Source organism: Bradyrhizobium sp. WYCCWR15520, from assembly GCF_056174665.1.
Genome location: NZ_JBWBWM010000005.1, coordinates 185,482 through 202,063 on the forward strand (window position 1 = coordinate 185,482; position 16,582 = coordinate 202,063).

The following is a 16,582-nucleotide window of genomic DNA, read 5'->3' on the forward strand; positions in this document are numbered from 1 at the left end:
AGGTAATCTCATTATGCGTCGTGTCGTCGTTACAGGGTTGGGACTGGTATCACCGCTGGGTTGCGGCAGTGAGTTGGCATGGTCCCGCCTGCTCGAGGCCCGTTCAGGGCTGGCTGCCCTTCCCGAATGGGCGGCTGCCCTTCCCGCGCGGGTCGCTGGAATCGTGCCGACAAAGGCCGACGATCCGGATGGCGGCTTCGATCCCGATCTGGTCGTTGCTCCCAAGGACCAGCGGAGGATGGATCGCTTCATCCTGTTCGCACTGGTCGCCGCGGCCGAGGCCATTGCACAAGCCGCATGGACTCCTTCCGACGCACACTCGCTCGAGCGCACGGCGACCGTGATCGCATCGGGCATCGGAGGCTTTCCGGCAATTGTCGAGGCGGTTCGCACCACCGATCAGCGCGGGGTCAGGCGCCTCTCACCCTTCACCGTGCCGTCCTTTCTCGCAAATCTCGCGGCCGGTCATATTTCCATCCGCTACGGCTTCAAGGGTCCCATCGGTACGCCCGTTACAGCTTGCGCCGCGAGCGTGCAGGCGATCGGCGATGCCGCACGCCTCATTCGAGGCGGCGAAGCGGATGTTGCGATTTGCGGTGGCTCGGAAGCCTGCATCGATCTCGTTAGCCTCGGCGGCTTCGCCGCTGCCCGGGCCCTTTCAACGGGCTTCAACGAAACGCCAGCGCGCGCGTCCCGCCCCTTCGACCGCGACCGCGACGGCTTCGTCATGGGTGAAGGTGCCGGTATCCTCGTCATCGAAGAGTTGGAACATGCGCTCCGCCGCGGCGCCCAACCGATCGCGGAAATCGCCGGCTATGGCACGACGGCTGACGCCTACCACATCACCTCAGGACCGGAGGACGGAGACGGCGCGCGGCGCGCGATGGAAGGCGCCTTGAGGCAGGCCGACCTCAAGCCCGGTGACATCCAGCATCTCAACGCCCATTCCACTTCGACGCCGGTTGGCGACGTTTCCGAACTTGAAGCGATCAAAGCCGTATTCGGCCGCGACGGTAAAATTGCCGTCAGCGCCACCAAATCGGCGACCGGTCATCTGCTTGGCGCAGCCGGGGGAGCGGAAGCGATCTTTACGATCCTCGCATTACGCGACCAGGTCGCACCGCCCACCCTCAATCTCGAAAACGGCGACGCGGCAGCCGAAGGCGTCGACCTCGTCTCTCGCGAGCCCAGGCGCATGGCGATGGAGCATGCAATTTCGAATGGATTCGGCTTCGGAGGCGTCAACGCCTGCATCATCTTTCGACGTTGGCAATGAAAAAAAATCGATAGCTCCGACGCCGAATAACATGTCCAGGCTGATGAAAGCGATGGCCGATCGATCACGCGGACATAGGGGAGCTACCATCAAGCACAAGAAGTCGTACAAAATCGTTGGTTGTCGTACAAAATCGGCCCGTGGTGGCGGGGGAAGCACTCGAGTACCGGCGGCGCGCTCCGAAATGGTGACCACTCTGATCGCTCAGATGTCCGATTTGCTCGCGCCAATCAGCGAGCGACGACGACCAACTTCGCCGTCAGGCGCGATAACGCGCGGCGGGCTTGGAGTTGCCGAAGCCTGCCGCCAAAACGCCGCGCGCCTTCTCAAAGGCGTCCCACGCCGCCACATCGGGCACCGGCGGAATTGTCACCAATTCCTTGCGATCGAAGCCGACCAAGGCCGCATCCACGAGATCTTCAACCTCCATGACATTGGGCACCTTGCTGGCGTCGCCACCAGCTCGTTCGTAAATCTCGGTGCGCGTGGCCGCAGGCAGCACGGCCTGCACATAGACGCCCTTCGACGCGACTTCGGCGGCAAGGCCTTGCGACAGCGTCATCAGGTAGGACTTGGTGGCTGAGTAGATGCCCCGGGAATGTTCGGGGAGCAGAGCCAGCACCGACGCGATATTGATGATCGCGCCGTTGCCGCGTTCAACCATGCGGCCGACGACGGCGGACGCGAGCAACGTCGGCGCGACCACGTTCAGCCGTAGCAGCTCGTCCATCTTGACTGGATCGGCGGTCGCGAAATCACCGATCAACGCCGCGCCTGCATTGTTGACGAGGATGTCGATAGACGGATCGGAGCGGAGGCGTCGGAGAACCGGTTCGAGTTGAGAGACGTCGATCAGATCGGCCGTGATGACTTCGACCGCGATGCCATGCGCATTGCGCAGTTCGGTGGCGAGGGTATTGAGCCTGTCGGTCGCGCGAGCGACGAGCACGAGATCGTGGCCGCGTGCGGCCAAGCGGCGTGCGTAAACTGCGCCGATGCCGCTCGAGGCGCCGGTAACGAGTGCGGTCGTCATGGATGCTGTCCTAATTGAGTTTCGAGTATCGGGATGCCCGGGGATCGATGATGTCAAGTCGTCGGAGCGGCACGGTTAGCCACGCGCCTTCAGATGAAGCATCGGGTGATGCTCATAGTGACCGGCGCCGTTCTTCACGATGGGGTCTTCCGAGGTGATCGCCTTTATCTCCTGGTCATCGGCGATCTGATAGAGCGACACGCCATAACCGCCACTCGGGTCCATGACAGGGCCATGCGCGACGACCTGCCCCTTTTCGAGCAGGTCATCCAGGAACGCGCCGTGCTGCTTCATCCATGCTTTCTCATCGGCGGTCATGGTCGCGAGAAAATCAGCGCGCGGCGGAATGTACTTGCACAAATAGTACCTCATGGGTCGCTCCTCGGTGAAAGAGACATGTCTGCTTGCTTGGCGATCGCTCGAGTAGCGCGATCAATCGGCCACGCCCATCTGCTTGCGAAAGCTCTTCTCGAAAGTCTTTTCAGGAACAAAGCGTCGCATCAGGCGGAGACGGCCCGCCACCTTTCCGGGCGTGTACCGAATGCTCGGCTGTTTTTCGGTGGCAGCCTGCACCACCTTGTCCGCCACGGCTTCCACGGGATCGCCGGCCGCGATGCCGTTGCGCCAAGTCGCGTTCATGGCCGCGCGTCCCTTGTCGTAGACGCTCAGGATCCGGTCGGGCTTGGCGCCATTCTCTTCCAGCGCGGTGCGGGTGAAGACTGGCTCGACCAGTGAGACACGAATGCCGAATGTTCGCAGTTCGTGATCGAGCGATTCGGAATAGCCTTCGACGGCGTGCTTGGTGGCGTTGTAGAGCGCTGTATATGGTCCGGGCAGGAAGCCTGCCACCGAACTGATGTTGATGATCCGGCCCCGGCCCTGCTTGCGCATGATGGGCAGCACTTCAGTGGTGGTGCGAAGGATGCCGAAGACGTTGATGTCGAACAGGCTCCGGGCTTGATCGAGAGATGATTCCTCGGCGGCGCCGATCAAGCTACGGCCGGCATTGTTCACGAGCACGTCGATCCGGCCTGCAAGCCCGACGACATCCTTGATCAGTTGCTTGACCGACTGATCATCGGTGACATCGCAGCGGAGCATATGAATGCCCTGCCGCACCTCGTCGGGCGCGGCCTGACGACTGGTGCCGAACACCCGATATCCCGCGCGGATCAGGGCAAGTCCGGCCGCAAGCCCGATGCCTCCGGAAGCGCCCGTGATCAGGGCGACCTTTTCTTCCGCTGTGCGTGATTGTGCCTGTGCCATCTCGAATTCCCTTGTCAGTGCCGCTAATGATTATGATCGTAATCATCATCCATTTATGATTATGTACGTAATCATTGTCAAGGGCCTCTGGACGCCGGGTCCGAGCCCGTCGAAAGCGGTCACGCCGGCGTTGTGTGTCGGCCGCCGCCATCGGAAGGAAAGGGCTCGTGAAGGTCAGCAAGGAAACGGTCGAGCAGAATCGCGAGCGGGTGATCGCGACCGCCGCAAGGCTGTTCCGGGAACGTGGGATCGACGGTATCGGGCTTGTCGACTTGATGAGGGCTGCCGGGCTCACTCCCGGAGGCTTCTACCGGCAGTTCGAGTCAAAGGACGACCTCATCGTTCAAGCGGTCAAGCGGGCCAACAAGGATATGAGCGAGGATATCGCGGGCCGTATTGCAGCGAGCGATGATCCGCTGGAGACCCTCATGCGTCATTACGTGTCGCGCGACCACCGCGATGATCCGGGGCAGGGATGCGGCCTTGCAGCAATGGCTGCCGACGCGGCACGTCACGACGATCCGGCGCTGCGGGAGTGCTTCGGCAGCATCGTCAGCAACTATATCGGGCTTTTAACCAATCTCGTGCCAGGAAGCAGTGCAAAAGCGAAGCGGAGCGCGGCAATAACGGCGCTCGCCGAGATGATCGGATCGGTTGTCCTCTCCCGCGTGGTGCCAGATCCCGCACTATCCGATGAGATCATCGACACGGTCTCGAATGATCTGGTGAAACGCCATGCGAAATCTTCTCGAACTGCTTGATGAGCCGATCGGCGCCGCCTCCGACCCGCCGACGCACCTTCTCGAGCCATCCGTTGAAATTGCGCTCGCTTGAATAACCCCTTTCACTGGCGTCTCGCCGACGTCCGATCGTTGTCGTGACGATATGCCCAGCTCCCATCAACTCGTACAGCTTCGTGCGTCCCAAGCCGGTCACTTCGCACGCATCGTCAATCGTGCAGGTAAGCCGCTGGGCGAATGGCATCGTGCTCGGTTCTGCGGCATTCGGAGTGGATAGACTGACTTGTGACAGTTGGCCGCCAGTTTTCTCTCGTCGATTTTATCTCACGTGGCCCTCCCATTCGTACAAAGCTCGACAGGAACAAGAGTTGATTGAGCGACGAGCATCGTCAATGCGAACATCCGAGGGCGCTCGCGTACAGCAGCGCACGTCAGCGGCGGTTTGAATATTTCCGGATACCAAGGGCGACGAAGAAATTTTTCGCGAATACGCCAGCGACAGTGAGGCATCGCGCCGAGGCTAATCTGCTGATGTCGGCAGTAAATTCCGCAAGCGCTCGCCGCTGTTCACCAGCGTCTTATTCAACCATTAATCAACGAACGCGGCTGATGGCTACCTAAGTGCCTGAGTTTGCTGGCGCTCCCTAGGGGAATCGAACCCCTGTTTCAGCCTTGAGAGGGCCGCGTCCTAACCGCTAGACGAAGGGAGCGTGTGTCAGAGGGAATAACCGCGAAATGTGCGGTGGGCAAGGCAAGTCTGCGGACCTTTGCACGGTTGGGTAAATCTGTTGCCGTGTGTCCGCGCGCCGGGCCCGGGCATTCTTGGCCGATCCCGCAGGCCTCAGGGCTCGTTGACGAATTTGAGCTTTCCGGCCGGTTTCAGCGTCTTGGCGTCAAAAGTGCGGAGTTCGGTCACCCCGCCGATATCGAGGGTCAGCACCAGCCGCTCGCCCGCCACCGCCGTCGCGACGATGCGGGCGCCCTTCGGCAGGGTCTCGATGATATCAGTCGCGCCTGGGGTGGGGCTTCCCTCGCCGCGGTAAAGGCGGTACCCGACGGCGATCAGGACCACGGCCACCGCGAGCGCCGAGGTCAGGCCCGCGATCAGCATCATCCGCCGCACCCGCGCGATCAGCGCGGCCTGCTCGGGGGTCGGTTCGGGCGCAACGGTATCGGTCATGCAAGACTCTGCTTTGGAACAAGGCTCTAACGGCGGTCAAAGGCTGGAGGTCACTGTCGGCGGCGACGAGGGATCGCCCCGTCTTGACCGCGTGCTCGCGGTGCTCCGCCCGGAACTGTCGCGTTCGCGGCTGAAAGCGCTGATCCTGGCCGGTTCCGTCTCCGCCAAAGGCGCCCCCATCCGCGACCCCGCTTATCATGTCGCGGCCGGGGATACGATCACAATCGACGTTCCCGAAGCCGCGCCGCCGGAGCCTTTGGGCGAGGATATCGCGCTCGACATTATCTATGAGGACGACGACATCATCGTCATCGACAAGCCGAGGGGCCTCGTCGTGCATCCCGCCGCGGGACACGAGACCGGCACGCTAGTGAACGCGCTGATCGCCCATTGCGGCGCCAGTCTTTCCGGCATCGGCGGCGTCCGTCGCCCGGGTATCGTGCACCGGTTAGATAAGGACACCACCGGCCTGATGGTGGTCGCCAAGAACGATCAGGCGCATCAATCGCTGACCGCGCAATTCGCCGATCACGGCCGCACCGGTCCGATGCAGCGGGGCTACATGGCCTTCATCTGGGGCGTCCCCAATCGCCAACGCGGCACGGTCGACGCGCCGATCGACCGGCATCCTTACGCTCGCGAGAAGATGGCGGTGCGCCCGGGCGGACGCGAGGCGGTCACGCATTGGGAATTGCAGGCGGCGTATCAGGGGCGCGACGGCAAGCCGGTCGCCTCGCTGCTCGCCTGCCAGCTCGAGACCGGACGAACCCATCAGATCCGAGTGCACCTCGCCCATATCGGCCACCCCCTGATGGGCGATGCCGTCTATGGCCCGCACTTCAAGACCAAGGCCGGCCACCTCCCGACCGAAGCCCGGACGGCGCTCGATGCACTGGGCCGGCAGGCCCTGCACGCCTATCTGCTGGCCCTGGAGCACCCCCGGACCGGGGAACTCCTGCATTGGGAGGCCGCCTTGCCGGAGGATCTGCTTGTTCTGCAGCGGGCGCTGGAAGCGGCCCAATGACGCAGCCTCTTCAGAAAACCTTAGTTATGACAATAGGTTATAGCTGACACACGGGGACGTGACGTCAGCATTCCTTCCCTATTTGTTCGTTTTCCGCTATGTTGCACCTGCGCTGAATATCCAGCGCGGAACATCGCAGCGTGATTGGCTTTAACACAGCGATCACCTGCCGGGCCCGCCGCTATCGGGGGCCTGAACCACTGGAGGGCGCTCAATGGCCCGTACAGCTACGTTGCCGGTTCTCAATGGAGAATCCGGTCTTTCTAGATACCTCGCCGAGATCCGCAAATTCCCAATGCTGGAGCCCCAGCAGGAATACATGCTCGCCAAGCGTTGGCGCGAGCATGACGATCGCGACGCGGCACATCACCTTGTCACCAGCCATCTCCGGCTCGTGGCCAAGATCGCCATGGGCTATCGCGGCTACGGCTTGCCGATCTCCGAAGTCGTTTCGGAAGGCAATGTCGGCCTGATGCAGGCGGTCAAGCGGTTCGAGCCCGAGAAGGGTTTCCGTCTTGCCACCTACGCCATGTGGTGGATCAAGGCCTCTATTCAAGAGTACATCCTGCGTTCCTGGTCGCTCGTGAAAATGGGAACCACGGCGAACCAGAAGAAGCTGTTCTTCAACCTGCGCAAGGCGAAGAGCAAGATCTCCGCGCTGGACGAGGGTGATCTCCACCCCGACCAGGTGAAGCTGATTGCCAAGCGCCTCGGCGTGACGGATCAGGACGTGGTCGACATGAACCGCCGCCTCGGCGGCGACGCGTCGCTCAACGCGCCGATCCGCGACGACGGTGAAGCCGGCGAATGGCAGGACTGGCTGGTCGACAACTCGCCCAACCAGGAAGCCGTGATGGCCGAGCACGAGGAGTTCGATCACCGCCGCAAGGCGTTGACCGGCGCCATCGGCGTGCTCAACCCGCGCGAACGCCGCATCTTCGAGGCGCGGCGCCTGGCGGAAGAGCCGATGACGCTGGAAGACCTCGCCGCCGAATTCGGCGTGTCGCGCGAACGCGTGCGGCAGATCGAGGTCCGTGCTTTCGAGAAGGTGCAGTCGGCCGTCAAGGGCACGATTGCCCGGCAGGAAGCCGAGCTCGAAGCCGCGCACTGATTGCGGTCGAAGTGAGTGATGACGAAAGCCGGCGGCAACGCCGGCTTTTTGTTGTCAGTAATAGATTCTGCAACCGCCTTGCCGCAGGACGTTTGCTGGTGTATGTGCTGCGCCCCGGGCGCGAGTTCGCGCACTTTTTGTTCAGCGCTTTTCAAGGGAGGCGACATGAAGTTGAGATCGATACGTTCTGACCGCCGCCGCCCATCGGTGATCGGCAATTGGTCGTGAGCTGAACGCCGCCCTTCCCGGCAGTTCTTCCATTCAATCCATCTGCGAGGAGCGTGCGTGACGCAACGCGGCGTCGCGCCCTGTCGTCATGTATTTGCGGTTCGTCACACCGCTCATCCACCCGCACAGCCGCGTGGAGAGCGGCTTCTTTCGTGCGTCCTGGTATATCTACCAGAACAACTGTCCCGACTGGATCCGGCAGGAGCTCTCCGACCAGTTCAGCTGGTTCGGACAGCATCTGCCGATTCCGGGACGTATCGCGCGGCACTTCAAGCGGCGCGATACGATTTGGGGCATCTGCTGGTTCGATCCTCAAGCCCGCGAGGCAGTCAGCCGCGCGCGCTATTGCGCTTGGCTGCTCGAGGAAGGTGGCCTGCCGGTACGGGCAATTACCGTGTCGGGCCAGCGCGAGATGATTTGGCGAGATGCGCACCAGATCGTCACCAAGCCGTCGGCCGACCTGCCCAAGGCATTTTCCTGAGCATGAGAAGGCTCGATGGCGGTCGGTCTCGATTGCGTCCGGCACCGGCGGTTTCGGCCCTCTGTTGCAAGGCGCAATTTGACCAATCGTTGAAGGCGCGAAAGCTGGCGGCAACGCCGGCCTTCGTTTTTGGGGCACGGCGCGCGCCACCAACTCCGCTGTCGTCCTCCGCGAAAGCGGGCACGACGAGTTGAGAGAGCCCCTCAATCACACGTCCGCAGATAATCCGCGATGCTGCTCGGCGGATCGAGCGCGCCCGCCCTACTCGCCCCACTCCCGCGCCATCCTTGCAAGCTCGCAGCCTTCGCAATAGCGGGCGTCCTTGTAGTCGATCCAGTTGTGCGCATAGACGCGATCGAGCGGGATGCCGTACCGCGCGCGCAGCACCTTCACCAAAATTTTCCACGCCGCGATCTGCGCCTCGGTGGGACCACGGGTCACGTCGGGATAATTGCCGGCGAATTCGACGCCGACCGAATTGTTGCCGACCACCTGCCGATAGGTCGGACCGTTGTCGATGTATTTGTTGTCGTTGCGGTTGGCGCCGTCGCCATGGGTCGGGACGAGATGTTCGCCGACCGCCCAGTACACGGTGCCATCGGTCTCCACCCAGACCATGACGCCGCGCCGCGTCGGCTTTTTCGATTGCGCCAGCGCGCCGCCGCGTGCGGAGCCGGCCGGGCCTTCGGTCTGGTGCACGATGATGTTGCGCCATGGATGGGCCTTGGCGAGGTCGCCCCACGGCGCCAGCCAGACCATCTTCAGGCCGGGAATATCCGGCGTGCCGGATGCCCGCGCGATTGCGGCGAGGTCCGACGCTTGCGCGACAGCACACGCGGGAAGTGCGAGGACAAACAGTGCGGCCGCGACGAGGCGAAGATTCATGCGCGAGGGTCCGGTGACGGACCCTCAAATAGCATGCCCGGTTCTTGTTGGACGCGTTTTCTTCACGCGAACCGGTAGCCACCCACGGATCAAGTCCGAGGGCATGCTTCGCTCGAAAACGCTTTATGCCCGCTTGCGCAGGGCCACATCAGGCATTGGCGGGCTCGCAGGTTCGGGCACCAGCGGCGGAGCCGGGTCGTAGGTGGCAAAGCCGTTGCGGCCGGCCTTCTTGGCGTCGTACAGCGCATGGTCGGCGGCCGCAATCACGCGGTCCGGATAGCCACCCATCTCGCGGCTCCATTGCGCGACGCCGATCGACACCGCGATCGGAATGTCGTTGCCGGTGCATTGTTCGGCGTCCGCGCGGCAAACCTCCAGGACTCGGCGCGCGATCATGGCGCCCTCGCGCAGCGTCGAGGACGGCAGCACGATGCAGAACTCGTCGCCACCGGTCCGCGCCAGCATGTCGCCGGGCCGCAGCCGGGTTTGCGCCATCAGGGTGAAGTGCTGCAGGCAGGCGTCGCCGGCCGCGTGGCCATGGGTGTCGTTGATGCCCTTGAAGCCGTCGAGATCGATCACCAGCAGCGCGAAAGGCTGGCCGCTGCGCTCCGAGCGCATGCATTCTTCCGTCAGCCGCTGCAGCAGATAGCGGCGGTTGCCGACGCCGGTGAGATCATCGAGCAGCGCCAGGTCCGCGACTTCGTTGCGCAGGCGGTCCATCGCCATCAGCAGGAAGCCGAAATTCAGCGCCATCGACAGGAACACCAGCACCAGCACCACCACCGACTGGACCGGGCTGAAATGCATGTAGGAGAAGCCGAAGCCGGTGACCGCGCCGACCAGCCTGACCGCGAGCACGGCCATAATCAGGATCGTGACGATGCCCGCGAGCCGGGCACCCGGATTGACCCGGCTCTCATGCCGGCTCAGCAACAGCTTCAGGCTCAGCGCCATCGGCAAGGTCTGGGCGATGGTGAAGACCGTCATGCGCGCGGGCACGCTGTCGTGCGCGAAGGTGAAGAACCACAGACCGATCGTGCCGAGACCGGTGATGAGCAGGGTGTTGCGCCATGACAGGGGGCGGTCGAAGAACTTCTGCACCCCCATCGAGGCAAGGCAGATCGCCAGGATCAGCGCGGTGCCGGCGAACAGCAGCGGCAGCAGCGTATCGGGAAAGATCACGCGCAGCGTCGCCATCGCCGCGCCGGCCGCCGCTGTGAATGCCGAGCCGGTCCAGAACCGCGCCGCCTCGAACGACGGATAGCAGCGCATGACGTAGGCCCAGATCAGGCCCAGCGCCAGAAAATTGATGACGAACACCGTCCACAGCGTCGGTACGCTCAGCATCGCGAACTCAGGACGCGCGCGTCCCGTCTCCCCTCTTGTCTAACGACCGCTCAAGACTTCCCCGAGACTTCCCTCGCCGACGATCCCCGTCGTCTTGCGGAACAAGGTGCATCCGCGCCGCTTAACGGACCCTGACCGCCATCGGCCAATCCAAACCGTGGTTTTGAATTGATGAAGATCGCGCGCATTGGGACATCGTTAAGCATGATGCGCGCGATGCGGATGGCGGGTGGCCGCGCGCATTTCGACCAAAAATCGCGTCAAAATGCATAACAACTGTGGATAACGTGATGACAACGCCATGACGGCACGCGGCAGCGGCCTGCGAATCTGCTGGGATCATGATTGAGGATGTTGCGAGGCTGGCCCTCCGCCAAGCATGCCTCGGTGTCGCGTTTCAATCCATGAAAACCTTGAGAGGATACTATGGCTAAGAAAGCGAAGAAGGCGAAAGCGAAGAAGGCCAAGAAGGCCAAGAAAGCCAAGAAGAAGTGAATTTCGGCCCGGGTGGAGTGCTCAGCTCCGCCCGGGCTCCCAACTCCGGGTGAATTTTGGAGAATGGCGGGCCAAGGGTCCGCCTTTTTGATTCCGGCGGTGCGCAACGACGGCCGCGCTAAAAAATCTACCGCTCCGCGAACGCGAGCTTGGCGCCGAGCGCAGCGAAGCCGGCAGCAAAGCTGCGGCGCAGCCAGGCCATCACCTTCGGCCTTGTGATGACGCGGTCGCGCAACGCGGCGGCGAACAGGCCGTAGATTGCGAACACCGCAAACGTCATCGCCATGAAGGCCGCGCTCAATTCCAGCATCCGCGCCAGCGGCTGCGGCTCGTCGACGGCGACGAACTGCGGCAGGAAGGCGAGGAAGAAGATCGACAGTTTCGGATTGAGGATGTTGACCAGCACGGCGGTGAAGATGACGCGCCGGCTGGAGCGCGCCTTTGCGGCCGCGCCCGTATCGACCGCAAGCGCCCCTCGCTCGCGCAGCGCCTGCCAGGCCATGTAGAGCAGATAGAGAACGCCGCACCATTTCAGCACGGCGAACGCCAGGGCACTGGTATGCAGCACCGCGGCGAGCCCGAGCATGGCGGCCACCATATGCGGCACGATGCCGAGCGTGCAGCCGAACGCCGCCGCGATGCTCGGCCGCGCGCCGGATGTCAGCGCCACCGCCAGCGTGTAGAGCACGCCGGTGCCGGGGGACGCGACCACGATCAGGGAGGTCAGCAGGAACGACAGCGTCATGCCCTGCCATTACCACGGCGGCGTCCGCCGTGGAAGCGGGACGCCTGTTCACTAACGCGCGCGCGCCTCATGGTCGTGACGCCGTTCATGCATCATGCGTTCCGCAGTGCGGATCACGTCGAGCGGGGCCCATGGCTTGGCCCAAAACTCCACACCGTCGGGCAATTCCTGATGCAGCGGCTTGCCCGAGGTGACGATGACGCCCATCTCGGGATTGTACTTCCTGGCGATGTGCGCGAGCTCGACACCGTCCATGTTGCCGGCGAGTTGCACGTCGGTCATCATCAAGACCAGGCTGCCGGCGGCGCGCTCCAACACCAGTTCCGCAGCCTCCGCACTTTCGCATTCGATGACGTCGACCTCGCTTTCCTCCAGCAACAGGCAAATCATGTCCCGCTGCATCGGATCGTCTTCGACGATCAGGGCGGTCGCGCGAGAGGGTTTTGACTGTCCCAAGGGCTTTGATTGTCCCATATCAGCCTCCTGCAAAGGGGAGTCGCGTCGGTCGAAAGCATCACTCTGTCAGGTACTCGACACTAAGAGCGGAAACCTCTTTATGGTTCGGTTCCAATTTGCAAAAATTATGGGAACCCGCGATTTTTTTGATTTGATGGAGTGAGATACCGATGACTGCGATATCCGGAAGCGCGGCCGCGATAACCGGCGCCGCCAGCGGCATCGGCCGCGCACTCGCATTCGAACTCGCCGCACGCGGCTGCGATCTGGCGCTCGCCGACCGCGACGAGGCCGGCTTGCTTGAGGTCGCCGCCGAGATCGGCCAGGCCGGCAAGCGCAACATCACGACCCATCGTGTCGATGTCGGCGAGCCGGCCCAGATTCAGGAATTTGCGAACGCGGCGATATCAGCGCACCCCGCGCTCAACATCGTCATCAACAATGCCGGCGTCGCGCTGATGGGCAGCTTCGACGAGGTCGACCAGGCGCAGATGGAATGGCTGATCAACATCAATTTCTGGGGCGTCGTGCACGGCACCCGCGCGTTCCTGCCGCATCTGTCGAAACAGCGCGAGGCGCATATCGTCAACCTGTCCTCGATCTTCGGCATCATCGCCCCACCCGGCCAGACCGCCTATGCGGCCGCGAAATTCGCGGTGCGCGGTTTTTCGGAAAGCCTGCGGCATGAGCTTTCGATGGCCAACAGCCCGGTGAAATTGTCGGTGGTGCATCCCGGCGGCGTGCTGACCAACATCGTTCGCAACTCCCGCACCGGAAGCGGCATCACCGACAATGCGCGCCGGGCGGAATCGATCGACCGTTTCGATGCGATCGCCAAAACCACGCCGCCGATTGCCGCGCAACGCATCATCGCCGGCATCGAGAAAAACCAGCCGCGGATTCTGATCGGCAACGACGCGAGGTTCATGGACCTGCTGCAGCGGTTTCGGCCGGCGACGTATTGGAAGGTGCTGGCGAAACGGATTGAGCGGATGTCGGGCAAGAAGGGGAAGTGAGGCGTTAGCCACCAGCTTCGACCAGCATTCCCCTTCTCCCTTTGTGGGAGAAGGGGAATGCTGACGCGAAGCGGCAGGGAGCCGGATGAGGGGTCTGTCTCCGCGGATAGAGACCCCTCATCCGACGCGGACTGCGTCCGTGCTACCTTTTCCCACAAGGCGAGAAGGAGCGCAGCGTGCGTGGGGCGATGGCGTGGTTCGAAATCAAAAATTCTCTTGCCGTCATTGCGAGCGCAGCTAAGCAATCCATAGCGTGGCTTGCTGAGACGTAGATTGCTTCGCTTCGCTCGCAATGACGCCGGAATGACGGAGAGACTGTCGCTATCGCCCCATCAGCCTGTCCGCAAAATAGCCGATCGTCTTGCGATAGATCGTCGCCCTGTTCCACTCACGCATCGCTTCGAAATTCGCGGTGCCCTCGCCGTAGGGCGCGCCGCCCTTGAAGCCGGACACGTGCAGCAAATTCGCCGTGGAGGCGAGAACATCGGGCACGCTGTGGCGCAGATCGACGTGGCCGTTGCCGTCGAAATCGACGCCGTATTTGATGTAGGACGACGGCAGGAATTGCGTCTGGCCGATCTCGCCGGCGAAGGCGCCGATCAGATCGCGCAACGGGAGATCGCCGCGCTGCACGATCTTGAGCGCGGCGAGCAGCTCGCCCTGGAACAATTCGGTGCGGCGGCAATCATGCGCCATGGTGGCGAGCGTGCGGATCACCGGCATCTTGCCGACATCGCCCTTGCCGAAATCGCTCTCCAGCCCCCAGATCGCGACCACGATCTCCGGCGGCACGCCAAACTTCTGCTCGATGCGCGAAAGCAACGAGCCGTGCCGCTGCAGCATCTGCCGGCCGATATTGATCCGCCCGGGGCCAACGCGGGTCGAGACATATTGCTCGAACGACTTGTTGAAGGTGCCGCGCTGGCGGCGGTCGAAAGCGAGCACCGCCGGATCCTGCGTGACACCACCGAGCGCCTGGCTGATCACCGCTTGCGAAATCCCGGCAGCCTGAGCCTCCTGCGACATCGCCGCCACGAAGGCGTTGAAATCGCCGCCGCAGCGAGCGGCGTAGGTGGGGGTGGAGCAGATGACAACGCCGACAAAAACGGCCCAACGAATGATGCGCATGCGAATCCCTTATTAGTTGTCGGGCCGATCATGCCATGGGGAAAACGCCCGCGAAACCTCGTCGGCCCTGCGAAAGCAGGGCCCCATACGCCGCGGCCGATATTGTTAAAGGCGAGGTGGTTGACGGCCTTCGCTTGACCAATTGGCGCCCGGGGTTATGGGTCCCTGCTTTCGCAGGGACGACGACCTGTTGGCTTGATGATAACTGTCGAACGCAAAGCGCGGTCGCAGCCCCCTATTCCCCTCCGTCGATCTGCCGGCCCATCAGCGCGATTGCCTTCTGATAGACGCCTGCGGCATTCCAGGCCTGGATGGCGGCAAAGTTCGGCTCGCCCGGCTGGTAGCCTGCGCCCGCGCGCCAGCCATGCGCCTTCAAAAAGTTCGCGGTCGACATCAGCGCATTGGCCGAGTTTTCGAGATTGCCGGTGCCGTAGGCCAGGATGGCTTTTGGCATGAACTGCGTCTGGCCTACCTCGCCATGCATCGAGCCGCGCTGGCTGGGCGACAGCGCGCCGCGGTCGATCAATTGCAGCGCGGCGTAAAGATGCTCGGTGAAATAGGCCGAGCGCCGGCAGTCATAGGCGAGCGTCGCGATCGAGGCGAGCATGTTCTGATTGCCGCGCTGGCTGCCGAACCCGGTCTCCATTCCCCAGATCGCCAGCAGCGGTCCCGGCGGCACGCCATAGCGCTCCTGAATCGAGGCGAACAGCGCGCCCTGCGACCGCTTGAGCTGCCGCCCTTTCGCGACGATGGTCGTGGCGCCGCGCTTGGCTAAAAACTGATCGAGCGAGAGACTGAAACTGCGCTGGCCGCGATCGGCATTGATGGTCGCCTGCGCATAGTTGGTCGCCATCAGGGCCTGGATGGTCGAAGCGCTGACGCCCTTGGCGCGAGCCTCGCCGGCGAATTGCTGTTTCCAGGATTCGTAACCGGCGGACGAGTTGCCGCATTGGGCGGCGTGGGCTTGGGAGTTGAAGCATGCGAACATTGCCAGGGTGGCGCTGAAAGCAAATGCGATGCGGAGCATGGAAAAGCCATTCCTGAGAGAGACTGCAAATAAGCATTGGCTTCTAGCACGTCCTTGGCCGCGCTTCGAGGGTTGCAGCCGATGCATGGGGGGCAGAATCTCCCCGAAAACGGCCATGATTGCGGCTCATTTGAACCGGCTGATCTGCCGGCCGCGTTCCCTTTCCATCGATCTTTTCTCGAACAAATGGATTTCCGATGACCCGACCGCACAGACTGTTGAGGCTGATCCTCCTGCTGCTCGCTATGTCGCTCGGCGCGATGACGAACGCGGCCGCGCAGACGCGCGACGTGATCGGCGCAAAGGATTATCCCGGCATCGGCCGCTTCGGCGGCAGCGTCATCACGGGATACGAGGTGAAGGATTTTGATGCGGCGCGGATGCAAGGGGCCGCGTTCAAGGACGGCCAGCCCACCGACGCGCGGCGGCTGGAAGGCCGCATCACCCGCATCGCCTATCGCACCAATCCCGGTCCCTCGATCCTGGAGGTGTCGCGCAATTTTGAAACCCAGCTGGCGAAGGCCGGCTTTGAGACGCTGCTTGCCTGCGACGTCGAGGCCTGCGGCGGCATTCCCTTTTCCGAGGCGATCGACGCGCTGCCGATCCCGCAGATGTGGGTGGACGGTTTCAACTACCGCTATTTTGCGGGACGCAAGGTGGACGGCGGCCGCGAGACTTTTGTCAGCCTCATCGTCAGCGAGAACAACCGCGACATCTATGCGCAGCTCGTCATCGCCGTGCCAGCAGCGATCGAGAACAAGATGGTGGACGCGGCTAGCATGGCCAAGGGCCTCCGCGAGACCGGCCGCATCGCGCTCTACGGGATCTATTTCGATACCGACAGGGCCGAGGTGAAGCCCGAAAGCCGCCCCACCCTCGAGCAGATCGCGAAGCTGCTGACCGCTCAGGTCGGACTCAGCGTCTTCATCGTCGGCCACACCGACAACCAGGGGCCATTCGCCTACAATCTTGATCTGTCGCGACGCCGCGCCGAGGCGATCGCCGCCGAGCTGGTGAAGAACTACGGCATCGGTGCGCCACGGCTGCGCACCGCGGGTGTCGGACTGCTGGCGCCGGCCGGCTCCAACGCCACCGAGGCCGGCCGCGCGCTGAACCGGCGGGTGGAGCTGGTGGCGCCGTAGCA

Annotated in this window: 17 protein-coding genes and 1 tRNA gene; 7 read left to right on the top strand and 11 right to left on the bottom strand. The window is 62.9% G+C overall.

Annotated elements, in window-relative coordinates; all coding sequences use genetic code 11:
* Positions 1-13 precede the first annotated feature (13 nt).
* The gene (fabF, locus tag AC0QUY_RS07625; protein ID WP_475386377.1) at positions 14-1,276 is read left to right on the top strand and encodes a beta-ketoacyl-ACP synthase II; all 1,263 of its coding nucleotides are present in this window, start codon (positions 14-16) and stop codon (positions 1,274-1,276) included.
* Positions 1,277-1,535: 259 nt separating this feature from the next.
* Here the strand turns inward: fabF and AC0QUY_RS07630 are convergent, their stop codons facing one another.
* The 3 genes from AC0QUY_RS07630 to AC0QUY_RS07640 all read right to left on the bottom strand — a co-directional run bounded on the left by AC0QUY_RS07630 (position 1,536) and on the right by AC0QUY_RS07640 (position 3,575).
* Positions 1,536-2,309 (bottom strand): SDR family NAD(P)-dependent oxidoreductase, encoded by a 774-nt coding sequence (locus tag AC0QUY_RS07630; protein ID WP_161851927.1) that lies wholly within the window; start codon positions 2,307-2,309, stop codon positions 1,536-1,538.
* A gap of 75 nt (positions 2,310-2,384) precedes the next feature.
* Positions 2,385-2,681, bottom strand: coding sequence for a YciI family protein (locus AC0QUY_RS07635; RefSeq protein WP_161851926.1), 297 nt, complete (start codon positions 2,679-2,681; stop codon positions 2,385-2,387).
* Positions 2,682-2,741: 60 nt separating this feature from the next.
* Positions 2,742-3,575 carry an oxidoreductase gene (locus AC0QUY_RS07640; protein ID WP_475386378.1) on the bottom strand — a complete coding sequence of 278 codons (834 nt, stop codon included), beginning with the start codon at positions 3,573-3,575 and terminating at the stop codon, positions 2,742-2,744.
* 167 nt (positions 3,576-3,742) lie between these two features.
* Here AC0QUY_RS07640 and AC0QUY_RS07645 point away from each other — a divergent pair, with 167 nt between their 5' ends.
* Positions 3,743-4,336, top strand: a complete 594-nt coding sequence (locus AC0QUY_RS07645; protein ID WP_475386379.1) for a TetR/AcrR family transcriptional regulator — start codon at positions 3,743-3,745, stop codon at positions 4,334-4,336.
* A 614-nt stretch (positions 4,337-4,950) separates the two neighbouring features.
* On the opposite strand, the gene AC0QUY_RS07650 is transcribed toward AC0QUY_RS07645, so the two are convergent.
* Together AC0QUY_RS07650 and AC0QUY_RS07655 are read right to left on the bottom strand one after the other, a co-directional pair.
* Positions 4,951-5,025 (bottom strand) — tRNA-Glu (locus AC0QUY_RS07650).
* A gap of 131 nt (positions 5,026-5,156) precedes the next feature.
* A complete protein-coding gene (locus tag AC0QUY_RS07655) occupies positions 5,157-5,495 on the bottom strand; it encodes a hypothetical protein (RefSeq protein ID WP_475386380.1) in 339 nt (112 codons plus the stop codon).
* On the opposite strand from AC0QUY_RS07655, the gene AC0QUY_RS07660 reads away from it, so the two are divergent.
* The 3 genes from AC0QUY_RS07660 (at position 5,494) to AC0QUY_RS07670 (ending at position 8,339) form a co-directional block, all read left to right on the top strand.
* A complete protein-coding gene (locus AC0QUY_RS07660) occupies positions 5,494-6,519 on the top strand; it encodes an RluA family pseudouridine synthase (RefSeq protein ID WP_475386381.1) in 1,026 nt (341 codons plus the stop codon). The two genes, AC0QUY_RS07655 and AC0QUY_RS07660, sit on opposite strands and share 2 nt — an antisense overlap.
* A gap of 214 nt (positions 6,520-6,733) precedes the next feature.
* A complete protein-coding gene (gene rpoH / locus AC0QUY_RS07665) occupies positions 6,734-7,630 on the top strand; it encodes an RNA polymerase sigma factor RpoH (RefSeq protein WP_065750914.1) in 897 nt (298 codons plus the stop codon).
* A gap of 316 nt (positions 7,631-7,946) precedes the next feature.
* Positions 7,947-8,339, top strand: a complete 393-nt coding sequence (locus AC0QUY_RS07670) for a hypothetical protein (RefSeq protein WP_475386382.1) — start codon at positions 7,947-7,949, stop codon at positions 8,337-8,339.
* Between the two features lie 261 nt (positions 8,340-8,600).
* Here AC0QUY_RS07670 and AC0QUY_RS07675 read toward each other — a convergent pair whose 3' ends face one another.
* The 4 genes from AC0QUY_RS07675 to AC0QUY_RS07690 all read right to left on the bottom strand — a co-directional run bounded on the left by AC0QUY_RS07675 (position 8,601) and on the right by AC0QUY_RS07690 (position 12,267).
* Positions 8,601-9,224: a peptidoglycan recognition protein family protein gene (locus AC0QUY_RS07675; RefSeq protein ID WP_475386383.1), complete on the bottom strand. Its 624-nt coding sequence runs from the start codon at positions 9,222-9,224 to the stop codon at positions 8,601-8,603.
* Between the two features lie 123 nt (positions 9,225-9,347).
* Positions 9,348-10,571 carry a GGDEF domain-containing protein gene (locus AC0QUY_RS07680; protein ID WP_475386384.1) on the bottom strand — a complete coding sequence of 408 codons (1,224 nt, stop codon included), beginning with the start codon at positions 10,569-10,571 and terminating at the stop codon, positions 9,348-9,350.
* Between the two features lie 622 nt (positions 10,572-11,193).
* Positions 11,194-11,811 (bottom strand): LysE family translocator, encoded by a 618-nt coding sequence (locus AC0QUY_RS07685; protein ID WP_161851919.1) that lies wholly within the window; start codon positions 11,809-11,811, stop codon positions 11,194-11,196.
* 51 nt (positions 11,812-11,862) lie between these two features.
* The gene (locus tag AC0QUY_RS07690) at positions 11,863-12,267 is read right to left on the bottom strand and encodes a response regulator (protein WP_161856398.1); all 405 of its coding nucleotides are present in this window, start codon (positions 12,265-12,267) and stop codon (positions 11,863-11,865) included.
* Between the two features lie 170 nt (positions 12,268-12,437).
* On the opposite strand from AC0QUY_RS07690, the gene AC0QUY_RS07695 reads away from it, so the two are divergent.
* Positions 12,438-13,283, top strand: coding sequence for an SDR family NAD(P)-dependent oxidoreductase (locus AC0QUY_RS07695; RefSeq protein WP_161851918.1), 846 nt, complete (start codon positions 12,438-12,440; stop codon positions 13,281-13,283).
* Positions 13,284-13,604: 321 nt separating this feature from the next.
* On the opposite strand, the gene AC0QUY_RS07700 is transcribed toward AC0QUY_RS07695, so the two are convergent.
* Positions 13,605-14,411, bottom strand: coding sequence for a lytic murein transglycosylase (locus AC0QUY_RS07700; RefSeq protein WP_475386385.1), 807 nt, complete (start codon positions 14,409-14,411; stop codon positions 13,605-13,607).
* A gap of 235 nt (positions 14,412-14,646) precedes the next feature.
* Positions 14,647-15,399 carry a lytic murein transglycosylase gene (locus AC0QUY_RS07705; RefSeq protein ID WP_246738681.1) on the bottom strand — a complete coding sequence of 251 codons (753 nt, stop codon included), beginning with the start codon at positions 15,397-15,399 and terminating at the stop codon, positions 14,647-14,649.
* A 284-nt stretch (positions 15,400-15,683) separates the two neighbouring features.
* On the opposite strand from AC0QUY_RS07705, the gene AC0QUY_RS07710 reads away from it, so the two are divergent.
* Positions 15,684-16,580, top strand: a complete 897-nt coding sequence (locus tag AC0QUY_RS07710; RefSeq protein WP_475386458.1) for an OmpA family protein — start codon at positions 15,684-15,686, stop codon at positions 16,578-16,580.
* The last annotated feature ends 2 nt before the right edge of the window (positions 16,581-16,582 follow it).